14 protein-coding genes and 1 riboswitch are annotated in these 20289 nt (G+C 66.6%); of the genes, 4 read left to right on the top strand and 10 right to left on the bottom strand.

What is annotated here, in order from left to right; all coding sequences use genetic code 11:
* Nucleotides 1-204: 204 nt before the first annotated feature.
* The 3 genes from BLQ71_RS23285 to BLQ71_RS23275 all read right to left on the bottom strand — a co-directional run bounded on the left by BLQ71_RS23285 (nucleotide 205) and on the right by BLQ71_RS23275 (nucleotide 6385).
* On the bottom strand, nucleotides 205-3303 hold the full coding sequence (locus BLQ71_RS23285) for an efflux RND transporter permease subunit (RefSeq protein WP_074623439.1): 3099 nt from the start codon (nucleotides 3301-3303) through the stop codon (nucleotides 205-207).
* Nucleotides 3303-4607, bottom strand: a complete 1305-nt coding sequence (locus BLQ71_RS23280) for an efflux RND transporter periplasmic adaptor subunit (RefSeq protein ID WP_074623438.1) — start codon at nucleotides 4605-4607, stop codon at nucleotides 3303-3305. Before BLQ71_RS23280 ends, BLQ71_RS23285 begins: the two co-directional genes overlap by 1 nt.
* 182 nt (nucleotides 4608-4789) lie before the next feature.
* Entirely contained in the window at nucleotides 4790-6385 is a 1596-nt protein-coding gene (locus tag BLQ71_RS23275) for an acyl-CoA dehydrogenase family protein (RefSeq protein ID WP_074623437.1), read from the bottom strand.
* 292 nt (nucleotides 6386-6677) lie between these two features.
* Here BLQ71_RS23275 and BLQ71_RS23270 point away from each other — a divergent pair, with 292 nt between their 5' ends.
* Nucleotides 6678-7154 carry a MarR family winged helix-turn-helix transcriptional regulator gene (locus BLQ71_RS23270; protein ID WP_074623436.1) on the top strand — a complete coding sequence of 159 codons (477 nt, stop codon included), beginning with the start codon at nucleotides 6678-6680 and terminating at the stop codon, nucleotides 7152-7154.
* Nucleotides 7155-7178: 24 nt separating this feature from the next.
* On the opposite strand, the gene BLQ71_RS23265 is transcribed toward BLQ71_RS23270, so the two are convergent.
* The 6 genes from BLQ71_RS23265 to BLQ71_RS26915 all read right to left on the bottom strand — a co-directional run bounded on the left by BLQ71_RS23265 (nucleotide 7179) and on the right by BLQ71_RS26915 (nucleotide 13929).
* A complete protein-coding gene (locus tag BLQ71_RS23265) occupies nucleotides 7179-8015 on the bottom strand; it encodes an NAD-dependent epimerase/dehydratase family protein (RefSeq protein WP_069210073.1) in 837 nt (278 codons plus the stop codon).
* Between the two features lie 26 nt (nucleotides 8016-8041).
* On the bottom strand, nucleotides 8042-9256 hold the full coding sequence (locus tag BLQ71_RS23260; RefSeq protein ID WP_074623435.1) for an NAD(P)/FAD-dependent oxidoreductase: 1215 nt from the start codon (nucleotides 9254-9256) through the stop codon (nucleotides 8042-8044).
* A complete protein-coding gene (locus tag BLQ71_RS23255) occupies nucleotides 9256-10953 on the bottom strand; it encodes a hydantoinase B/oxoprolinase family protein (protein ID WP_074623434.1) in 1698 nt (565 codons plus the stop codon). The genes BLQ71_RS23260 and BLQ71_RS23255 overlap by 1 nt, the downstream gene beginning before the upstream one ends.
* The gene (locus tag BLQ71_RS23250; protein WP_074623433.1) at nucleotides 10946-13054 is read right to left on the bottom strand and encodes a hydantoinase/oxoprolinase family protein; all 2109 of its coding nucleotides are present in this window, start codon (nucleotides 13052-13054) and stop codon (nucleotides 10946-10948) included. The genes BLQ71_RS23255 and BLQ71_RS23250 overlap by 8 nt, the downstream gene beginning before the upstream one ends.
* A gap of 70 nt (nucleotides 13055-13124) precedes the next feature.
* Entirely contained in the window at nucleotides 13125-13619 is a 495-nt protein-coding gene (locus tag BLQ71_RS26920) for a LysR substrate-binding domain-containing protein (RefSeq protein WP_229754846.1), read from the bottom strand.
* Complete coding sequence (locus tag BLQ71_RS26915) at nucleotides 13579-13929, bottom strand: LysR family transcriptional regulator (RefSeq protein ID WP_229754845.1); 351 nt, start codon at nucleotides 13927-13929, stop codon at nucleotides 13579-13581. The genes BLQ71_RS26920 and BLQ71_RS26915 overlap by 41 nt, the downstream gene beginning before the upstream one ends.
* A gap of 80 nt (nucleotides 13930-14009) precedes the next feature.
* A riboswitch (cobalamin riboswitch) is annotated at nucleotides 14010-14213 on the top strand.
* A gap of 116 nt (nucleotides 14214-14329) precedes the next feature.
* Here BLQ71_RS26915 and BLQ71_RS23240 point away from each other — a divergent pair.
* Complete coding sequence (locus tag BLQ71_RS23240) at nucleotides 14330-14632, top strand: hypothetical protein (protein ID WP_074623432.1); 303 nt, start codon at nucleotides 14330-14332, stop codon at nucleotides 14630-14632.
* A 20-nt stretch (nucleotides 14633-14652) separates the two neighbouring features.
* Here BLQ71_RS23240 and BLQ71_RS23235 read toward each other — a convergent pair whose 3' ends face one another.
* Entirely contained in the window at nucleotides 14653-16971 is a 2319-nt protein-coding gene (locus tag BLQ71_RS23235) for a mechanosensitive ion channel family protein (protein ID WP_074623431.1), read from the bottom strand.
* Between the two features lie 364 nt (nucleotides 16972-17335).
* Between BLQ71_RS23235 and BLQ71_RS23230 the strand changes: the two genes are divergently transcribed.
* Together BLQ71_RS23230 and BLQ71_RS23225 are read left to right on the top strand one after the other, a co-directional pair.
* Nucleotides 17336-18949 carry a PIG-L family deacetylase gene (locus BLQ71_RS23230; RefSeq protein ID WP_074623430.1) on the top strand — a complete coding sequence of 538 codons (1614 nt, stop codon included), beginning with the start codon at nucleotides 17336-17338 and terminating at the stop codon, nucleotides 18947-18949.
* Nucleotides 18950-19222: 273 nt separating this feature from the next.
* Entirely contained in the window at nucleotides 19223-20101 is an 879-nt protein-coding gene (locus BLQ71_RS23225; protein ID WP_074623429.1) for a Hint domain-containing protein, read from the top strand.
* The last annotated feature ends 188 nt before the right edge of the window (nucleotides 20102-20289 follow it).

The following is a 20289-nucleotide window of genomic DNA, read 5'->3' as shown; positions in this document are numbered from 1 at the left end:
CAGCAGGGGCGCAGGTCATTTGCGCGGGTCGGATTCCCCTGCGGCCTGCCACTTTCCCCGCATCAGCAAGACATTTCGCCGGATATTGGCGGGAATGAGCCTGTTCGCCCGCCTCTTTCCAGCAGCGTATTCGCCGTTCCGTTTCAATCCTTCGCAGCCGTTGCATGACGCCGAACAGTGCCCCTTTTCCGCGCCCTGTTTCCTTCAATCCGTGGCCTTTTCCGCCCGGACCAGGCGCAGGTCATGCAGGATGGCAAAGACCGCCGGGCTGACGAAGAGTGCAAGCAATGTCGCGCCGGTCAGGCCAAAGGCGAGGCTGGCCACGATGGGGCGCAGGAATTGCGCTTGCGTGCTTTGTTCGAACAGCAGCGGCCCCAGTCCCACCACCGTTGTCAGCGAGGTCAGGAAAATCGCGCGAAACCGGTCGCGCACGGCCGCCTGACCCGCGGCCAGCATGTCGGCGCCATCCGCGACGCGCTCTTTCATGAAGGTCACCAGAAGGATCGAGTCGTTGACCACCACCCCGGCCAGTGTCGCCAGCCCCACGAGGCTGGGCAGCGAAATCTGCAGCCCCAGGGCCATATGCCCCCACATCACCCCGATCAGGCTGAGCGGGATCGCCACCACGACGACGAGGGGCTGTACGAAACTGCGAAACTGGAAAGACAGGATCAGGTAGACCACGATCAGCCCGATCACCATGTTCCGGGCCAGGGATGAGCCGGTGGTTGCCGTGTCCTTTGCCTCGCCCAGGATCGTGACGGTGACGCCGGGCCGCTTGTCCGCCAGACCCGGAAGATAGTCGGCCCGCAGCGCGGCCATCAGTTCGCGCGCGTTGGCCACGGCGGGGTTGATGGCGCCTTGCACGGCCACGGTGCGCTGACCGTCGACCCGGTTGATCGAGGCATAGCCCCGTCCCGTGCGCACGTCTGCGACAGCCGTCAGCGGCACCAGCGCGCCCTCGGCGCCCGGTACGCGCAGGTCCAGGATGTCCTGCAGGCTCATCCGGTTTTCGTCCGACAGCCGCGCCACGATGTCCAGCGTGCCCAGCCCGTCGCGGACCTCCAGCGGGGAATCGCCCCGGAACCCGGCGCGCAATTCTGTCGCGACAGCCTGCGCGCTGACGCCGAGGGCAGAGGCAGCGGCCGGGCGCAGGGTGACGATATACTCGGTCTTGCCCGGTTGCAGGTCATAGGTCACGTCGCGCACGCCCTCGAACTCGCGAAAGAACCTGCGCATCTCTCGGGCGGTGGCGCGCAGCGCCTCCAGGTCATTGCCTTGCAGGCGGATGTCGATGGGCTTGCCGCCCGCGCCGCGCTCCTTGTCGGTGATGCGAAAGGCGGCCATGTCGGGCATCGGCCCCACCAGTTTCTTCCAGCTGTCGACGATCTGCGTGACTTCTGTGGTCCGGACCCCGGCGGGCAGCAGCTTGGCACTGACGGTGGCCATGTGGGCGCCGGTTTCCGGCGTGTCCGCATTGGCGCTGTAGGTGATCGTGTAACTTTGCACCAGCGGCTGGCCCCCAGGTTGTTCGGGCGACAGGTCCGCGTTCATCTTGTCCAGAGCCGCCACGACCCGTGCCACCCGCTGTTCGGTGCGCTCCAGCGGCGCACCCTGGACCAGCAGCAGACGGGCCTCGACCGTGTCGCTTTCCAACGCGGGAAAGCTCTGGAATTTGATGAAGCCACCGGTGTAGGGCGCGACGGAAATGAGCACCATGAAGGCGGCCAGGCCCAGCGTGAAATAGCGGTAGCGCAGGCTGAGGCCGGACAGGGGCACGACGAGACGATCACGCAGCCAGTCAAAGGCGCCGTTGACCGCGCGGCTGATCCGGTTGGGCCGCAGCTCTCCCGACAGCGAATGGTGCATGTGGTTGGGCAGGATCAGGAAGGCCTCGACCAGGCTGACGATTAGAGTCATCACCAGCACGATGGGGATGTATTTCAGGACGGCCCCGATCTGCCCCTGCATGAAGGCCAGTGGCCCGACGATCATCACCGTGGTCAGGAACGAGGCGATGACGCCCGGCGCCACCTGCACGGCGCCGTTCACCGTCGCCTGCATCGCGGTTTCGCCCGCCTGGCGCCGCCGCACGATATTTTCCGAGATCACGATGGCATCGTCCATCAGCAGGCCGATGGCGACAAGTAGAGCCACCATCGTCATCATGTTGATGGTAAAGCCGAAAAGCTGCATCGCAAAGATCGTGCCCAGGAAGGACACCGGCAGGCCCATTGCCACCCAGAACGAGAACCGGAAGCCAAAGAACAGCCACATCACCACCAGCACCAGCAGCAGCCCCTGGATGCCGTTCTCGGCGATGATGCGCAGCCGGTCGCGGATGTTCATCGTGCTGTCCTGCGAAATCGCCAGCGCGATGTTGCCCGGCGCCTCGGCCTGGGCCTCTGCCATGATCCGGTCCAGTGCCGCCTTGACCCGCAGTGCATCCTGCGAGGCGCTCTTGTTCACCTGCACGATGGCGGCGCGCTCGCCGTTGTAATAGGCGGCCTGCGCCGGGTCGCTGAACACCAGCGAGATTTCGGCTACTTCGCCCAGCGTGATCTCGGCTCCATTGGCCGAGCTGGTGAGCGGCAGCCGGGCAAATTCGCCGATACTGCGCCTTTCGCCCAGGAACCGGATCACCGCATCGCCCTGGCGACCCTCCAGCGTGCCCGCGGGCATGTCCAGGCTGTTGCGGGTCAGGAGGGGGCCCAGGTCGGAGATGCGCAACCCGTGGCGCTGCAGGGCTGCCGCATCCAGTTCGATCACGATCTCGCGGTCGGAAAACCCGGCGATCTCGACCTGGGAAATGGCAGGATCGGCGCGCAGCCGTTCGGCCAGCATGTCGGCATAGGCCAGCAGGACATGCGGGTCCTCGGGGCCTGTCACGGCGATCGAGGCGACAGAGGCCACCCGTTCGACCACCCGCGTCACCGGATCCTCTGCCCGGTCGGGAAAGGTGCCGATCCCGTCGACCGCCGCCTTGAGGTCATTGTGAAAGCGGGTCATGTCCGCGCCTTCGACCATCTCGGCGGTGATGACGGCCATGTTGTCCCGCGACAGGCAGGACAGTTCCACCAGGTTGTCCACCACGCGCAGCGGGTCCTCGGCCACCTGGCAGATGCCGGTTTCCACCTCGGCGGGCGAGGCGCCGGGATAGGCGATGCGGATTTCGACCTGGCTGGGCGGGGTCAGCGGAAAGGTGTCGCGTTGCAGCGTCGGCAGGGCGGCAAGTCCAAGGACCGCCAGCGCCAGCATCAGGATGTTGGCGGCGGTCGGATGCAGGGCAAAGAGGCGGATCATCACTTGTTGCCCTTCGGCTTGCCCTGGCCGCCTGCGGCGGCGGTGATCTGCGCCAAGAGCTGCTTGTCTTCCACCGCTTTGACGGCCATGCCCGGAACCGCGATGCTGGGGTCCGTCACCACCAGCTTGTCGCCCTCGGCCAGGCCATCGCTGACCACGGCGATGTCACCGATGGCGAAGCCCACCGTCACCGCGCGTTTCTCCAGCGTGCCTTCGGCGCTGACCACCAGCGCCTGTCCGCCGCGCACCGCGTCCAGCGGCGCCACCAGCGCCTGGCGTTTCGGCGTCATCAGGATCACCTCGACAAATGTGTTGCGGCGCAGTGGCGGGCGTTTGCCTGCCTCGGCCTGGCCGTAGGGGTCGTCGATCCGGACGACGATGGCCGTACTCTGGGTGCGCGGGTCCAATGCCTCTCCGACGCGGTCGACCTTTGCATCCCATGTCACCAGGTGACCCGGGGCGGGCAGGCGCACGCGGGCTTTGAGGTCATGAACCGTGGCGCCGTCCCCCATCATCCGCAGGATCGGCCCGATCCGCCCGATCGAGAATTGGGCGGCAACCTCTGCCGCCTCGATCCCTTCGGCAGTGACAAGCGTTTGGTTGCGCGTCACCACCTGTCCCAGTTCCGCTGCAACCTCGGCGATGCGGATGTCGTAAGGGGCTGCGATCTTGGTGAAATCCAGCGACCGGGCCACCGTGGCGCGCTGTGCCTTCAGAACCTCTCGCTCCGCCGCGTTCAGCGCCAGCTGGTTCTCGACCTCCACCACCTTGGCCCGCGCGCCCAGTTCGGCGCGTCGGGCGCTGTCCAGCCGCACCTGTGTCGCCACGCCCTGATCCGCCAGCGTTTCCTGCCGGGCCAGTTCCGTCCGGCTGAGCTCAAGATCGGCGGTCGCGATTTCCAGGCTTGCAGTCAGGGTCTGGTCCTTGACGTCCAGCGCGGCCAGCTGTGTATCAATCTGGGCCAGGGACAGTTGCAGTTCGGCGTCGTCCAGACGCAGCAACACCGTGCCGCCCGGGATGACGCCGCCATTGGCCAGCCCGTCGGCTTTTTCGATCACCTCGCCCTCGACGCGTGCCACGGCGCGCCATTCCCGTGCCGGTGTGACGGTGCCGTAACCGCTGACCCTGGGTACGATCTCGACCGGGGCCATCGTCACCACGCGCACGGCTGTTGGCGGACGTTTCACCTCCTTGGCGGCGGGCGCCGTCTTGAGGTCTTCGGAATAGGCCACGGTCAGCGCACCCAGCGCGACGGGAATGGCAACGGCAAGGCTGCGGGCGATGCCCTTGATCAAGGCTGACATGGCACAATCCTCATGAGCGGCACGGACGGCAATCGGTCCGGGCCTATCACGTCACGGATGCCTGCCGCTGGGAACAGCCGACAGGGTCACTGCGACAATAAACACATGCCCAAGTTTGAATGCCACTGGCGAAGGGAGTCAATGCCGGCCACGAGGTCTGCGGCCGGCGTCGTGGAAATCCCTCAGGCGGACTGTGTCAGTGCCCAGTCGACACCCGATTCCGCCATCGCCATGCGGGCCGATCCCTGTGCCAGCCAAAGATCCAGGGCGCGGTCGCTTTCTGTGCTGATGCCCTTCAGGCGTTCGGCAAGCACCGCGCTTTGCGCAACCCAGGCGGCGCGCAGGACCGCGTCGGCGGCATAAAGCCGGGCCTCGGGCGCGGCCTCGCGCAGGCGGGTGACCAGCGCCGCAAAGCGCCCGGTCAGATCCGCGCTGCCCGGCGCGGTCTTGGCGCGGTCGAGGAAGGCCATGAGCGCCGCGTCGTCCTTGAGCAGACGCCGCAGGACCAGGTCCTGCGCCTGCATGCCCGTGGTGCCCTCGTAGATCGTGGTGATCCGGACATCCCGGAAATAGCGCTCGGCGGGCCATTCGCGGGTATACCCGGCGCCGCCCAGCACCTGGATCGTGTCGCTGGCGCTTTCCTGTCCCATCTCGCCGCCAAAGGTCTTGGCCAAGGGCAGCAGGAAAGGCGCCAGCGCGGCGGCACTTTCGTCGCCCTCCTTTGCCATGTCCAGCACCGTTGCCGTTTCCAGCACCAGCGCCGCCAGCAGCATCGCGCGGGCGTCCAGCGTCAGCAGCATGCGCTGGATGTCGGCGTGCGCGGTCAGCGCGACGGGTGGGGCAGAGGGGGCGCCGCCCTGGCGACGGTCCTCGGCATAGCTGTGGGCAAGGCGCGCGCAGGTGGCGGCGACGCCGGCCCCCTGGGTGCCGACCTGCAGGCGCATCCGCTCGATCATGTGAAACAGCGCCGGCAGCCCGCGCCCCGGCGCGCCGATCATCACGCCCTCGGCCCCGTCAAAACGCAGCACGCAGGTTGGCGAGCCGTGCAGGCCCAGTTTTTCCTCGATGCGTTCGACGTGGATGCCGTTCGCGGCCCCCGCGTCGGTCACATTGGGCACAAGGAAAAGAGACAGCCCGCGGGTGCCGGCCTCTGGCGCGCCGGTGCGGGCCAGAAGCAGGTGGCCGATACGGTCGGTCATGTCCTGATCGCCGAAGCTGATCCAGCACTTGGTGCCGGAGATGCGCCAGCCATCGCCATCCGCCTCGGCCCGCGTGCGGATACGGCCCACGTCCGACCCGGCATCCGGTTCGGAAATACAGATGGTCGCGGCCCATGTGCCCTCGGCCAGTTTCGGGCACCATTCCGCGGCCAGGTCGGGCGCGTTGGCCGCAAGACAGAAGGCCGCCGCGCGGCTGGAGCCGGGCAGCATCATGAAGGGCAGGGCAGCGCCTTCCATCGGCAGGGCGGCGGCCACATGCAGCGCCAGCGGCAGGCCCATGCCGCCCAGGTCCTCGGGCAGGTCGGCGGCCAGCCAGCCACCTTCGCCAAGGGCGCGGTAGGCGGCGCCATACCCCTCGGGCGTGCGCACGCGCCCGCCCTCGACCCGGCAGCCTGCCTCGTCCGCCGTGGAGGCCAGCGGAGCCAGGGTTTCCTCGGCCAGCTTGAAGGTCTCGCCCAGGATCTGGGCCACGGCGGTATCGTCCAGCCCGGCAGGCGCGGCCTGCTCTGCCCAACCTGGGGTGCGGGCAAGGATCTGTGCTAGCAATTCTGGGGTCATCGGGTCACCTTCTCGACGGGAGGAGCGTCGGCGCGGCGCGTGAACGCGCCCTGGATGGCACTGTCTGCGCCGGTGCATCGGCGCGCATGCCTCGGGAAATGGGCCATGTCTCCTCCTGCACGGCCGGGGGAACCCCCCTGTCTGACGGGCGCGATGTTGACTCGAATCGAAAAAATTGTCTACTGGGAAACAATAACGATATCGCAAACAGCGAAACATGGGGGGATCTGCATGGCCATTGGTGCTGAGAGGACAAGAGTCCGTTCCGGGCAGGACACCGGAGGCCACTGTCGTGGATGATCCCCGTAAGGACCGTTCCGACGGCAAGGTACAGTATGGCCCGCTGTCCGAGGCGCTGGGCTTTCTGCTGCGCCTGGGCCAGTTGAAGAGTTTTGCCGGCTTCTTTCGTTCTTTCGAGGCGGAGGACATCCGCCCCGGTGAGCTGACGGTTCTGATGGTCCTGCACGAGAACCCGGGCATCCGCCAGGGAATGCTGGCCAAGGCGCTCAGCATCAAGCGGGCGCACATGACCAAGATGGTGCGCCAGATGGAGGACGAGGGCCTGATCCTGCGCCGCGTTCCCGAGGACGACAAGCGCGCAATGGAACTGTGGCTGACAGAGGCCGGCGAGGCGCGGGTCGCGGTGCTGGCGCCGATTCTGGCCGAGCACGAGTCCGGTGGCGCCGCCGGACTGTCCGTGACCGAAACCGCCGAGCTGAAGCGCCTGCTGCGCAAGATGCTGAACATCCGCAACGGCGCCAGCGGCTGACCCGCGGCGCCGTGCTATGGCCGCTCAGGTCTCCTTGCGGTCGTGTACGATGTTCATTTGCGCTTGGCCGCTCTGTCCAAGGTCGACCGCCGCGAATGGCCCGCCGTGGCACATCTGCGCAGGATCGCGCGGATCACCCGGCCCTTCGGCGGCCAGGATCTGCGCGGCAAACTGTTCAGCATTGTCCTTTGGCGCATATCCAAGGTAGCGGGCTGCCGAATTGTCCACCGGGCAGCGGTCGTTGTCCGACACGCCATAGACAACCGTGAACCCCGTCGTCGGCGTGTCGATCGCCCGAGCCACCAGCTGGATCAGGTCGCCGTAGCTGAGCCAGGTCCCCAGCGCCCGGGCCCCTGTCACCTGCGCGCAGGAAAGGATGCGCAGGCAAACCGCCTCGACCCCGCGTTTTTCCCAGTACATGCGCGCCAGGTCCTCTGCGAAACATTTGGCGAGGCCGTAAAAGGTGTCGGGACGGTGCGGCACATCGGTGCCGATGCGCTCTTGCCGGGGGTACATGCCGACCGCGTGGATCGAGCTGGCGTAGACCACGCGCCGCACGCCGTGCCGGTGCGCTGCCTCCCAGACGTTGTAGGCGCCGACGATGTTGGGGCCAAGGATCTCTTCGAACGGCGCCTCATCCCCGATGGCGCCGAAATGCACCACCATGTCCGCCCCTTCGATCACCTCCGACATGGCGTTCAGGTCGGCCAGGTCGGCCTGAACATAGCGTTCCCCAGGATAGAGCGTGCCGATACCCTCGGCGATGTCCGTCGATACCAGTTCGTCGGCCATCATCGACAGCGGCTCGCGCAGGTAAGACCCCAGCCGCCCCGCGGCGCCGGTCAAAACGAGTTTCTTCATGGCGTGTCCTTTCCTTCTGCCGTGCGTCAGATCACGGCGCGTTCGATCATCGGGTGGCCTTTGGTGATGCGGTCAAAGCTGAAGGGCGTCAGGTCGAGGCTGCGATAGGCGCCATAGGTCAGCCATTCCGCGAGGCCGCGCCCCATCGCCGGGCTCTGTTGCAGCCCATGGCCGGAAAACCCGTTCTGGAACAGGAAGTTCCCGATCTCCGGGTGCGGACCCAGGATGGCGTTCTGATCCAGCGTGTTATAGGCGTAATGCCCCGCCCATTCGGTCACGACGCGGATCGCCTCGAAGGCGGGGATGCGCGTGGCCAGGATCGGCCAGACATGATCCTGCCAGCGGGCGTGATCCATCGCGAAATCATCCGGATCGACGGCCAGATCCTCTTCGGGCGCGGCCCCGGCCAGGTAGGTCGTCGGCCCGTCCTGCCGCACATGCACGCCCGAAGGGTCGATGGTCAGCGGCAACTCTCGGTCGAGCGGCGTTTCGGCGGAAAAGACCCAGGTAAAGCGTTTGCGTGGTTCCACCGGCAGCTTGATCCCTGCCATTGCCGCGGTGCGCGCCGCACGGGGGCCAGAGGCGTTCACCACATGGCCGCAGGCGATATGCTCGCCGCTGGCAAGGGTGACATGGGTGATGCGCCCGCCCTCGCGGGTCAGCGCCGTGACCTCGTTCGCGACATATTCCACGCCCCGGTCGCGGGCCGAGCGGCGGAACCAGTCGAACAGCGTCCCGCCATCCCAATAGCCCTCGTCGCGGGTGTTGATCGACCCGGCGAGGATATCGTCGAGCTGGTAGAACGGGTAGCGCGCGGCGATCTCGTCCCGGCTCAGGATCTCGGTGCCCGCCCCCTCGGCCCGCTGCACCTCGGCGTTGCGGCGCAGGACCTCGGCAAAGCCCGGGGTGTCGGCGAGGTAGAGATAGCCATAATTCTGCACGTCCAGCCGGGGCACGCGGCTATCGTTCATCCGCTCTGGCAGCTCCTTGATGAAGCGGGCCGTGAACTGCGAAATGCGGATGTTCAGGGGGTCGGAAAACTGCTGCCGGATGCTGGAGTTGGTATGCGCGGTCGAGCATTGCGCATAGCTGGGGTCACGTTCCACCACCAGCACCGAGCCGTTGAAATCGGGGTTGTCCGACAGGAACCATGCAGTGGCCGATCCCATGATCGCACCACCGATGATGACCACGTCATAGGTGGTTTTCGTGGGCGTGGGGGAGAAACCGGGGGCTGCCATCAAAAGACCTCTCCGTCTTGGGCGCGTTTCATGATCTGCGCGGCCTCTTCGGCTGTCATGCCATAATGCCGGGCCGCGTGGTCGGGCGTGATGTATCCCAGCGCAAGGTCACGGCGGACCTGCGCCGGATCGCGCATCGACGGTGTGCCATAGCCGCCCCCGCCGGGGAATTCCATCTCCACGCGCTGCCCTTCGGGCACACTTTGCCGCCCCTTGCCGCGCATCGCGATCCCGTCCGACCGGGCAATCACCGTCGCGCCGCCGCTCTCGCCGCCACGACGCCCGCGCGCCGGGTGATCGACCCGGTCCAGCATGGCGGAAAAGTCAAAGACATGGCCCTTGCGCGCGCCGACCACCATGAACTGGCCCAGCCCGCCGCGATATCGGCCCGCGCCGCCGCTGTCCGGCCGCAACTCCTTGCGCCAGACGAGCACCGGCCCGGCCTGTTCGGTGGCCTCCACCGGCATTGTCATCACGCCCGAGGGGAAGGCCGTGGCGCTCATCCCGTCCAGCCCGGGCCGCGCGCCCGACCCCCCGGAGTTGAAGGTCAGCACCTCGGCCCGCCGCGCACCCGTGGCCCCGGGCGCGGGCCGCAGCGACAGCATGAAGTTGCACAGGCAGCCGGCGCCCTCGGCGGGCACGGTGTCGGGCAAGAGCTTGTCCAACGCGTCATAGACCGTGTCGGGCACCATGTGGCCGATGACATGGCGCAGGGCGACGGGCGCGGGGAAGGGGGCGTTGACGATGCTCCCCTCCGGTGCCGTCACCTCGAAGGGCGCCAGAGAGGCGGCATTGTTCGGGATCTCCGGCGCGATGGCGCATTTCAGCGCGTAGCAGGCATAGGCCTTGGTATAGACCATCGGCACGTTGATGCCCTTGGGATCGACACCGCTGGTCCCGGTCCAATCACACAGGATGCGGTCGGCTTCGATGCTGAGATTCACATGCAGGTCGATCGGCGTGGCATAGCCGTCGATCCTCATGTGCCCCTCGGCGGTGCCGGGTGTCAGCGCATTGATCCGCTCAAGCGTGGCCTTGCGAGAGTTGGTGAGGATGAACTCGGACACGCCCGCAAGATCGGATAGCGCGAATTCCTCCATCATCTCCAGCAGGCGCCGCTGCCCGATCTCGTTGCAGGTGGCCAGCGCGTGAATGTCGCCCACCAGCTGGTCGGGTTCGCGCACGTTGCCCCGGATGATCTGCAACAGCGTGCGGTCGACCTTGCCCCGTTCGGCGAATTTCATGATCGGCAGGTACAGCCCTTCCTCGTGCACGTCATTGGCATCTGCGCCAAAGCCGCGCCCGCCGATGTCGGTCACATGCGCGGTGCAGGCGAAAAACCCGATCAGCACCTCGTCGCGAAAGACCGGCGTGACCACGGTGATGTCATGCTTGTGGCCGGTGCCTTCCCAAGGGTCGTTGGTCAGGTAGACGTCGCCGGGAAACATCGCCTGTCGCCCGATGCGGCGGATGAAATGGCCCACGGCATCGGCCATCGCGTTGACATGGCCGGGCGTCCCGGTGACCGCCTGCGCCAACATCTGGCCCTCGGCGTCATAGACCCCGGCGGAAAGGTCCCCCGCCTCGCGCACGGAGGGGGAAAAGGCCGTGCGCACCAGCGCCTGCGCCTGTTCCTCGACGACCGAGATCAGGCGGGTCCACATCACCTGGTAGGCGACTTTCGACGGTTCAGACATGGGCGGCGTCCTTCTGGTCTGCGGGCTGCGGCAGGTGCACGTCCAATGTGCCATCTGGCAGCGCGATGACTTCGCGGCTGGCAGGGACGACGACCGTGGTCTCGTCCTCGGTGATCAGCGCGGGTCCGGTGACAAGCGCCCCTGCGGGCAGATCGGCGCGCGGCAGCACCTGCGCCGTCAGGCGCTCGCCCCGCGCCGGATCAAAGAGCGGTCGTGTGGCCGTGCCCGTCATCCGCGCGGTGCGCGTGGGCGCCGGGACGCGCCGGGCGGCGGGCCGGGTGGTGAAGGCATTGACCGACCAGACCGTGATTTCCGCCTCCAGCCCCTCGACCGTGCGGCCGAACAGGGCGGTGTATTCGGTCTCGAACCGCGCCAGCAGGCGGTCGGCATCCGGTGCGGCCATGTCCTTGGATGGAACAGGCACGGGGATTTCCCAACCCTGACCGGCATAGCGCATGAAGACCTTGGCCTCGGCCTCGATGGGCGCCGTGGCATCGCAGGTGCGCACGAAACTTTCCGCCTCCTCGCGCAGTTCCGCGAACAGCGCCTTGACCGTCTCGGAATCGAACTCGCGCATCCGGGTAAAGACCGAGCGGTTGGCCTCGAAACTGAACGGCGCCCGCAGGAACCCGATGGCAGAACCGACGCCAGCCCCCTGTGGCACGAGGCAGCGCGCCACGCCCAGTTTCTCGCACAGCCGCGCGGCGTGCAGGGGCGCGGCGCCGCCAAAGGCGATCATCGTGTAGCGGCTCAGGTCCTCGCCATTTTCCACCGCGTGCACGCGGGCGGCATTGGCCATGTTCTCGTCCACCACCTCGGCCAGCCCATAGGCGGCCTCCAGCGCGTCCATCTCCAGCGTATCGCCGATCTCTGTCTGTAGCGCCGCCTCTGCGCGGTCCGGGTGCAGCGCGATGGACCCTCCGGCGAAATTCGCAGGGTCCAGCTTGCCCAGGACAAGGTCCGCATCGGTCACGGCGGGCCGCGTCCCGCCACGCCCGTAACAGGCCGGTCCGGGTTCAGACCCGGCGCTTTCCGGGCCGACGCGGATCTGGTTCATCGCATCCACCGTGGCCAGCGACCCGCCGCCGGCACCGATTTCGACCATGTCGATCACCGGGATCGAGATCGGCATCCCGGACCCCTTCTTGAACCGGTAGCTGCGCGCCACCTCGAAGACCCGCGCCGTCTTGGGTGCCATGTCGCGGATCAGGCAGATCTTGGCCGTCGTCCCGCCCATGTCGAAACTCAGCACCCGGTCCAGCCCGTGCCGCGCGGCAATCTCGGCGGCAAAGATCGCGCCCCCGGCGGGGCCGCTTTCGACCAGCCGCACCGGGAATTTCGCGGCCATTTCCAGCGAGAGAATGCCGCCCCCCGAATGCATCAGGAAAACCGGGCACGCCGCGCCCTCATGCGCCAGGCGATCCTTCAGGCGACCAAGGTAGGACGCCATCAGCGGGCGGATATAGGCATTGGCGATTGTGGTGTTGAATCGCTCGTATTCGCGCATCTGCGGAGAAACCTCGGAGGACAGAGAGACATCCACTCCGGGCAGTTTCTCGGCCAGTACCTCGGCCACCATGCGTTCATGCGCGTCATTGGCGTAGGCGTGCAACAGGCCAACGGCCACGCTGTCATAGCCCCCCGCGCGCAGCCTGTCGGCCAGCGCCGCGACCTCGGCCCGGTCCAGCGGGATCAGCACGCCGCCATCCGCGTCCATGCGTTCACGCAGCGTGTATCGCCGGTTGCGGGGCAGGAGAGGCTCGGGCAGCACGAGGTTCAGATCGTATTGCTCGAACCGGCTTTCGGTGCGCATCTCGATCACGTCGCGAAAGCCCTCGGTCGTGACCAGCGCCGTCCGCGCGCCCCGCCGCTCGATCAGGGCATTGGTGGCCAGAGTCGTGCCGTGGATCACCTGGGAAATCCGCCCGGGCCCCACGCCCGCCAGGTCACAGACCCGGTGCAGCCCCTCGACAATGGCCTCTTCCGGAGCGGCGTAGGTGGTCAGCACCTTGGTTGAGGTCAGTCCCTCCGGTCCTTCCAGCACCACGTCGGTGAAGGTGCCGCCGATGTCGACGCCAAGGCGATACTGTGGTTCGGGCATGAAAGGCTCCTGTCAGCGATACCGGGAAGCCTAGCGAGCCACCGCAATGCAATCCAATTATTTGATCGGATCAAGAGGATCGCTTTTCCTGATCCTCGGCCGCCGCCAGATGCGCCCGGGCCACCTCTTGCGCCAGTTCCGCCGCCCGGACGACATAGGAGGGCGCCAGCCCCGCGTCGTAGCGTGCGCGAAATCGCAGTGGGTCCGGCACCAAGAGATAGCGCAGTGGCACCAGCCGCCCGGTCGCGATCTGGTCGCGCAACTGCTCGATGGGCAGGGTGCCGTGCGCATGGGTCAGCACCGGGTGCCGCGCGATGTCGCGCAGGCTCAACGCGTGGCCCTGCAAGCCCAGCCCCGGCGCCGCGACCCAGACCTGCGGAAACTCGCCAATGTCCACGCCGCCCGAGATCTGCCGCCCGAACGGCCCGCTTTGCAGCGTCAGGTCCAGCCCCCGGCTGAACAGCGACGGCGAAAGGCTGGCCGAGAGGTCCACGGTCAGTTCCACGTCGATGGCCGGAAACCGGTCATTGAGGGCGCGCAGGAATGGACCCAGCCAGCTGTGCACAGATCATCTCTGTCACGCCGAGGCGCAGCACGCCCTCGAACAGATGATCCTCTCCGGCGGCGGCCACGAAGCCGTCCATCGCGGTCAGCACGGCCCGGGCGCGGGGCAGTATCTTGCGCCCCGTCGGCGTCAGCCGGACCGACCCGGCATCGCGGTTGAAAAGGCGCAGCCCCAACAGCGATTCAAGCGCCGAAATCCGGGTCGAGATATTGGGCTGCGTGGTGTTCAGCCGTTCCGCCGCGCGGTGGAAACTGGCCAGGTGGGCCACCTGCACGAAGGCTTCGAGCTGTTTGACGGTGATCTGGCCCACGCCCGCAGTCTGTCGTCTGCGACGCTCTGGCACAAGCGATGGTCCGGGGCGCGAACCGCTTGACCGCGGCAAGATGCTGCGCCACTTTGGCCGGTGATGGTGACCGCGTCCGCGCGGTCTGAAAAGGGAACGCGGTGCGGGGCCATGCCCCAAATCCGCGACTGCCCCCGCAACTGTAAGCGGCGAGCCATCCCGAAGTGACCACTGGGCCGCACGGCCCGGGAAGGTTCGGGACTGCGCCTTGACCCGCAAGTCAGGAGACCTGCCATCGCCGGGCGCCCTGCGCCCAAGCCACTCAACCCGGGCGGGGTGCCCCGGAGACGCGAAAGACGAATGGCAACCTGCCGCCCGTCCTGCCGCCGATCCATGATCCCCGCCCCAGCTTTGCGCGGAGGGCGCGATGACGATCGAACGGGTGCTGACCCTTTTACAGACACGGGCCGAAACACCGGAACGGGCCCGGGAACTGGCAAGCATGGGCTACATGCAATGGCTTGGCAGCCTGCCGGGCTGCGCAAGCTACGAGGAAGAAGCTGTGCGTGCCTGGATGCGGGCCCAGCCCTTTGCCGGCACGGATCCGGCGGTGGCGGTGTTCTGCGACCTGCTGCACCAATCCATCCGCCGTCGAGCGGTGCCGCTGGACCTGCCCTTGCCACAGCCGCAAAGGCGCGGAGGCGCCCGGAAACGGCGGTTGTCGATCTGACCGGAGCCTTTGGCCGCTGTCTATGCCGTGGTCGGGACCGCGCCATTGTCCGGGGTCAGGTGCACGGTCTGCGTCGGGTAGGCAAAGCTGACGCCCAGCTCTTCGGCCAGGGACAGGATGTCGAGGATCAGCGCCTGTTGCGCGGCGATCTGCGCCTCGTAGCTGAAGACGCGGAAATGCCCCCATAGCTCGATGTCGATGCTGTGGGGGCCAAGCGACTTGATGCCGATGGTCACATTGTCGGTCTCGGCCTCCGGCTGATCGCGGTAGACCTCCATCAGCCGCGCCACGAACTGTTCCAGTTGCGCACGCGGGGTTTCGTAGGTGAGGCCGATCTTCATCAGCACGCGACGCCTCCGCCGGCTGCCCCAGTTGGATATCACCTGGTCCGAAAGCTGGGCGTTGGGCACGATCATCAGGGTGTCGTCCAGCTTGCGCAGGCGCGTCGACCGCAGGCCCACCGTCTCGATCACGGCCAGCGTGTTGGCTGCCTCGACCAGGTCGCCCTTGCGGAAGGGGCGGTCCGACAGAAGGATCGCGCCGCCTATGATGTTGGACACGGTTTCGCGTGCGGCAAAGGCCAGGGCCACGCCACCGATCCCCAGGCCGGTCAGGACCCCTTCGTACGGCAGGCCGGCAACATCGGCGCAGCCGATCACCGCCCCGACGACGATCAACAGTTTCATCAGCCCCTGGGCCAGCGACAGCACGATTTCGTCCGTGTAGGCACGGGTCTGGGTCGCCTTGGCCATAAGCGCGCCAAAGATCAGCGAGACGACACGGTAGGCCAGCGCGGCGCTGGCCAGGATCAGCAGCATCGCGGACAAGCCCGACACCGCGCCGAAAGCCCGCAACGTCAGGCCCAACCGCTCGCTGGCGTCAAGGAACAGAAGGGCGGCGGCCATCAATCCGACCGGGCCGGCCAACTGTCCTACAAGGCGTCCCTGCCAGGAATCCTGCCCTGCCAGTCGGCGCGCGACGGCCCATCCCGCCATCAGCACCAGCGCCATGACACCCAGGTACGTCAGGACCCCCAGCCATTGCCAGGTCTCCAGTCCCCAGGCCTCGGCCTGCAGCCAGCCGGCACGCGCAAGGACCGCCTGCCGCGTGGCAAAGAACTGTGACAGGGGCGGCGGCGTGGTCAGGCCGGGCGCAAGGGGCATCTTTTCGAGGGCCGCGTAGATGTCTGGCAGCTCTGCCATCGTCTCGCGCGAGAAACGCCAGCGCCGCTCCACGGGGCGCCCCTCGCCGTCGAGGATGTCCGTTGGTGCGATGGTGATGTCGCCGACCGGATGGCGATAATAGACATAGGGCAGGGGGCGGTTGGGATCGTCGGGAATCTCCTGCCAGTAGATAAAGCCGATCCGGTCGATGCTCTGGCGCAGGTAATCGGCCATCAGCGCGCCCTCGATCCGGCGCAACTGACGCGGGACGTGATCAAGGTTCAGCGCCCGCAGTGCGCGGGTATCGCCCGCGCCGTCCCAGTCCTTGGCGCCCAGGAGGAAGTCCATCATCACCATGCGCGGACTGCCGGCCCGCGCCCGTTCGAGCGCCTCAAGCGTGTCGTGCCCCCGGGCATCAATCAGTCGTTCCAGATCTGCCTGCAGGATCACGGCGGGCGGGACGACCAGCTGCCACAGTCCCTCGGCGCCCAGGCGGAACCGCAGGCTGTGGTCGGCGCTTGTGCCTGCCGGGCTGATCTCGAAGGCCAGCGTCTCGCCAGGTTCTGCCCCGGCACGCGGGACCGGTGCATCCCAAAGCCGGAAGGTCGAGATATCGAGAATGTGCCAGAGCGCGCGCCGCCGTCGTTCCCGGTCCGACGAGTCCCCCTCCGGGCCATCGTAGGTCAGCAGGGGTTCGATCCAGCGCACCTGGCCTTCGCGCCCGTGGTAGATGGCGTCATTGCCCGCGGCGAGGATGCTGCGCAGCGTGGCCTGCGGAGTGGCGCCGCTGAACCAGGTGGGGCGTTGTTGCTGGGCGATCGCGGCGCGATGCCCGTTCCACCAGTCGCCTGACCCGAAACGCCCGGCAAAGCTCTGCCCGTCCGCCGACAGCACAAAGATGAAGTCGCCGCTTTCCCCACCCTCGGACCATGTGCCGCGCAGGACGCCGTCGCGCGTTGTGCCGGTGACCGTGCCGCCGCCGGGCTGGTAGGTGCCGCTGACCGCGTCGCCGCGTTGTTGCAGTAGCAGAAAGGCCTCTCCGGAGGACCAGAACGTCTGCCAGTCGCCGGGCCAGCCGGTATGCCCCTCCGGTTGTGCTGCCAGCGCGCGGGGCAGCATCAGGCAAAAGACCAGCAGCATCGAAAGGGCGGCGATACGGCGAAGGGGCAGGGGCATCCGTCGGATCCGTCTTTGGGTCGCGAAAGCATAGGCGCTTGCGCGGGCCTCGTTGCGATTCGGGGCGGTGGGCCGGTCCTTGTTGCCGTCTGCGTGGCAGAAGGGTCACGGCGTTGCGCGCCTTTGGGGCAATGTTGGCACAAGTCTGCGCAAGGAAAGGGCTTTGTTTCGTCTGCGAACCCGGAACAGAGTGTTTCCGGGACTGGATCGCAAATCCGGACTCGCGCAATGGTGGTATGTGTAAGGTGCCGCGGGGTAAGAGTGTGGCATTTTCATGGCCAGATTCGGGCGCACCCCGCGCCCGGAGTGGAACGGCAGGCCCCCGGCACGAAAGGGCCTGCAGCAGAACAGGGATCTTGGGCGAATGGCTTTGCCGACCTTGAACGGATTGTTCACTGGCCCGCTGCGTATCGACGTGGCGCTGCAATTCGACACGCTTGGCGGCGGCACGTCAAAGCCCCTGATGGCCTTGGGCGCACAGGGAGAGGCGCCGCAACTGGTCTTTGGCCAGATGGGGGCCAGCGCCGATCTCTACTTTGATTTCATCCAGGGAGACGAGACCTATCGCCTGGTGGCCGAGGATGCGCTGGTGGTCGGGGAAACGGCCACCTATTCGGCCCAGATCGACGATGCCGGCGTGATGTCGATCCTCAAGGACGACCAGCCCGTGGCGCAGATGCAGGCCGAGGTGCCGGTCGGACTTCCGGTCTATGACTTAACCGGCCCGGCGACCGAGTTTGATCCCACAGTGATCGACTTGACGGTCGAGCCGCTCAGCCCGGCAGACCCGGGGGGCGACATGGCGATTGTCGCGCATACCGACGACGATCTCTTGTTCATGAATCCCAGCATCGCCGAGACCATCGCCGCGGGGGATCCCATGACCACGGTCTACCTCACTGCGGGGGATGCCGGACAGGACGCCGACTATTGGGAGGCGCGCGAGGCCGGGGCCAAGGCCGCCTATGCGCAGATGGCGGGCTCTGACCCGGATGCCTGGGTTGATGAGACCGTGACCCTCGACATCGGTGGCGAGGCCTGGGAGGTGCAGAGCAGCTACCTGGCGGATGCGCCGCAGGTGCGGCTCTACTTCCTGCGCACGCCTGACGGAATCGATGGCGCGGGCACCGAGCCCTATGGCTTTGGCAGTCTCGAACTGCTGGCCGAGGGTGTGCTGGACGAGGTAACGACCGTCGATGGCGCGGTGACCTACACTTCTGGCGAGCTGACCCAGGTCCTGGGCGCGATCATGACACGGCACGCCCCGCAAGAGGTGATGTTGCAGGATGACTCCAGCGAGATCGAGCACAGCGACCACGTTCACACAACCGAATTTGCCGAGGCGGCGCTGGAGCTTTACGGCCAGAATGTCGGCGTCACGCTTTACACCGGATACGAAAGCTGGGCCGGGGAAGAGAACCTGACCCCGGACGAAACCGCTCTGGTCACATCTGTCTTCGAGACCTACGCGGCTTTTGATCCGGCGGTGACCGACGAGAACGGCGACCTGCGCGAACCCTACACCGACTGGGTCCTGCGCGAGTATGTTTCCGAGCAATACAGCCTGGTGGATGGAGAGCGGGTGGACGGCCCCCTGCCAGAGCCAGAGCCAGAGCCAGAGCCAGAGCCGGAAGAGCCGCAACCGGAGGATCCGGAGCCCGAAGATCCAACGCCAGAGGACCCGGCCCCGGAGGACCCGGAACCCGAGCAGCCCCCTGCCGGAGATGCCTTTTCCCCGGGCGGGTTCTATGCGCAGTTCCTGGACAGCTACGCCGGCAGATGGCAGGGCGCGCCGCCGGAAGATCCCGACCCGGAGCCCACGCCGGACCCGACGCCCGATCCGGTGCCAGGCGGAGACGATCCCTTTGGCGCGGGCGGTTTCTATGAGCAGCTGATGCTGCCGAATGCCTCCAAGTGGGACAGTTTCGACCTTCCCGAAGAGGAAGAAGACGACCTGTCCGAGGATGTGACAGCCTGATCCGACCGGGCGGGCAGGTTTCCCTGTGCCCGTATTCGCGTCATTGGACCTCGGGCTGCATCGTCGTCGCCTGAGCCGCAGACCAGCACGCATGTCGGGCCGACGCCGGTGTCGGCGCGTCAAGGCAAGGCTTGACCGGGAGGTGTGCCAGGTCGATGAATTGGGGGTGAGGTATCGTCCGGGTCCGACTGGGCGCCGTGAACGACTGTTTCGTTTATGGGTGAGGCGTTTCTTGCATTGTTTTTTCAGCAGCGGATCGGGAGATGACTTGAGATGTCGGAAACTTTCAACGGGTTTTACACCGTAACGGCGCTCGGCGGCGGCACGTTCCAAATCAACAGCGTCTATGACGCCAGTCCGACCCTGTTCGAGGACACGGCCGACGGTGTGAATGATGGCTCCATTGCGCCCGGCGCCCAGTTGACGGCGACCTCCGGCGGCAGTTTTACCGAAACCCTGCAAGGGATCGTCCCGGGGGAAGGCATCGTGACTTTTGGTACCTTGAGTTTTTTCTATTCTACCAATGATTCCAGCCTGAGTGTTGGCGATACCGTCACCATCGACACCTCCACCCCATATACGTTCTGCTTTCTTGCAGGCACGTCCATCACGACACCCGCAGGCGAGGTGCCCGTCGAAGCCCTGCGCATTGGCGATCCGGTCGTGACCGCATCCGGCAAGACCGTGCCGGTGAAGTGGATCGGCCACCAGACGATCCGCAAGACCATGTTCACCAGGCCCGAATGCGCACCGGTCCGGATTTCTTCAGGGGCATTGGGGAACGGGCTTCCGCGCACCGATCTCTTCCTGACTTCGGATCACGGGCTGATCATCGACGGGCTCGTGATCAATGCCGGGGCACTGGTCAACGGCGACACGATCCGTTTCACGGCTCTGTCAGAGATGCCCGGGACATTCACGTATTACCATGTCGAGACCGAGGCTCATGACGTTGTCCTCGCCAATGGGGTGCCTGCGGAAACCTTCATCGACTATGCGGCCCGGGGCAAATTCGACAATGCCGCCGAATACATGGCGCTTTATGGCGAAGAGCGGACCGTGCCCGAACTGGACATGCCCCGCATCAGCGCGGCCCGCCTAGTGCCGCCGTCGATCCGGGCAAGACTTGCGGGCCGCATGGACGCCGCCTGAGCCGCCGGAACTTCGTCGAAGGAAACGACGGCTGCGCGCCCGATCCGGTGGCAGCCGCCAGGACGCATTCGACAGCAAAGCCGATCGCAAGACATTTAGAGGCCGGAGTGACGTGCTGATCCGGGCAGCCCTGAGTTGAAACCTGCCCTGGCCGGTAGCGGTGCCGGCGACGCGCCACGCATAGCTGG

Source organism: Antarctobacter albus (assembly GCF_900101505.1).
Classification (GTDB): domain Bacteria; phylum Pseudomonadota; class Alphaproteobacteria; order Rhodobacterales; family Rhodobacteraceae; genus Antarctobacter; species Antarctobacter albus.
The sequence above is the reverse complement of the archived record's forward strand: the minus strand, read 5'-3'. Positions and strand labels throughout refer to the sequence as shown.

Coding starts and splice junctions, on each gene's coding strand:
- BLQ71_RS23285 (WP_074623439.1), bottom strand. CDS start 3,303: ATGATCCGCCTCTTTGCCCTGCATCCGACCGCCGCCAACATCCTGATG.
- BLQ71_RS23280 (WP_074623438.1), bottom strand. CDS start 4,607: ATGTCAGCCTTGATCAAGGGCATCGCCCGCAGCCTTGCCGTTGCCATT.
- BLQ71_RS23275 (WP_074623437.1), bottom strand. CDS start 6,385: ATGACCCCAGAATTGCTAGCACAGATCCTTGCCCGCACCCCAGGTTGG.
- BLQ71_RS23265 (WP_069210073.1), bottom strand. CDS start 8,015: ATGAAGAAACTCGTTTTGACCGGCGCCGCGGGGCGGCTGGGGTCTTAC.
- BLQ71_RS23260 (WP_074623435.1), bottom strand. CDS start 9,256: ATGGCAGCCCCCGGTTTCTCCCCCACGCCCACGAAAACCACCTATGAC.
- BLQ71_RS23255 (WP_074623434.1), bottom strand. CDS start 10,953: ATGTCTGAACCGTCGAAAGTCGCCTACCAGGTGATGTGGACCCGCCTG.
- BLQ71_RS23250 (WP_074623433.1), bottom strand. CDS start 13,054: ATGCCCGAACCACAGTATCGCCTTGGCGTCGACATCGGCGGCACCTTC.
- BLQ71_RS23240 (WP_074623432.1), top strand. CDS start 14,330: ATGACGATCGAACGGGTGCTGACCCTTTTACAGACACGGGCCGAAACA.
- BLQ71_RS23235 (WP_074623431.1), bottom strand. CDS start 16,971: ATGCCCCTGCCCCTTCGCCGTATCGCCGCCCTTTCGATGCTGCTGGTC.
- BLQ71_RS23230 (WP_074623430.1), top strand. CDS start 17,336: ATGGCTTTGCCGACCTTGAACGGATTGTTCACTGGCCCGCTGCGTATC.
- BLQ71_RS23225 (WP_074623429.1), top strand. CDS start 19,223: ATGTCGGAAACTTTCAACGGGTTTTACACCGTAACGGCGCTCGGCGGC.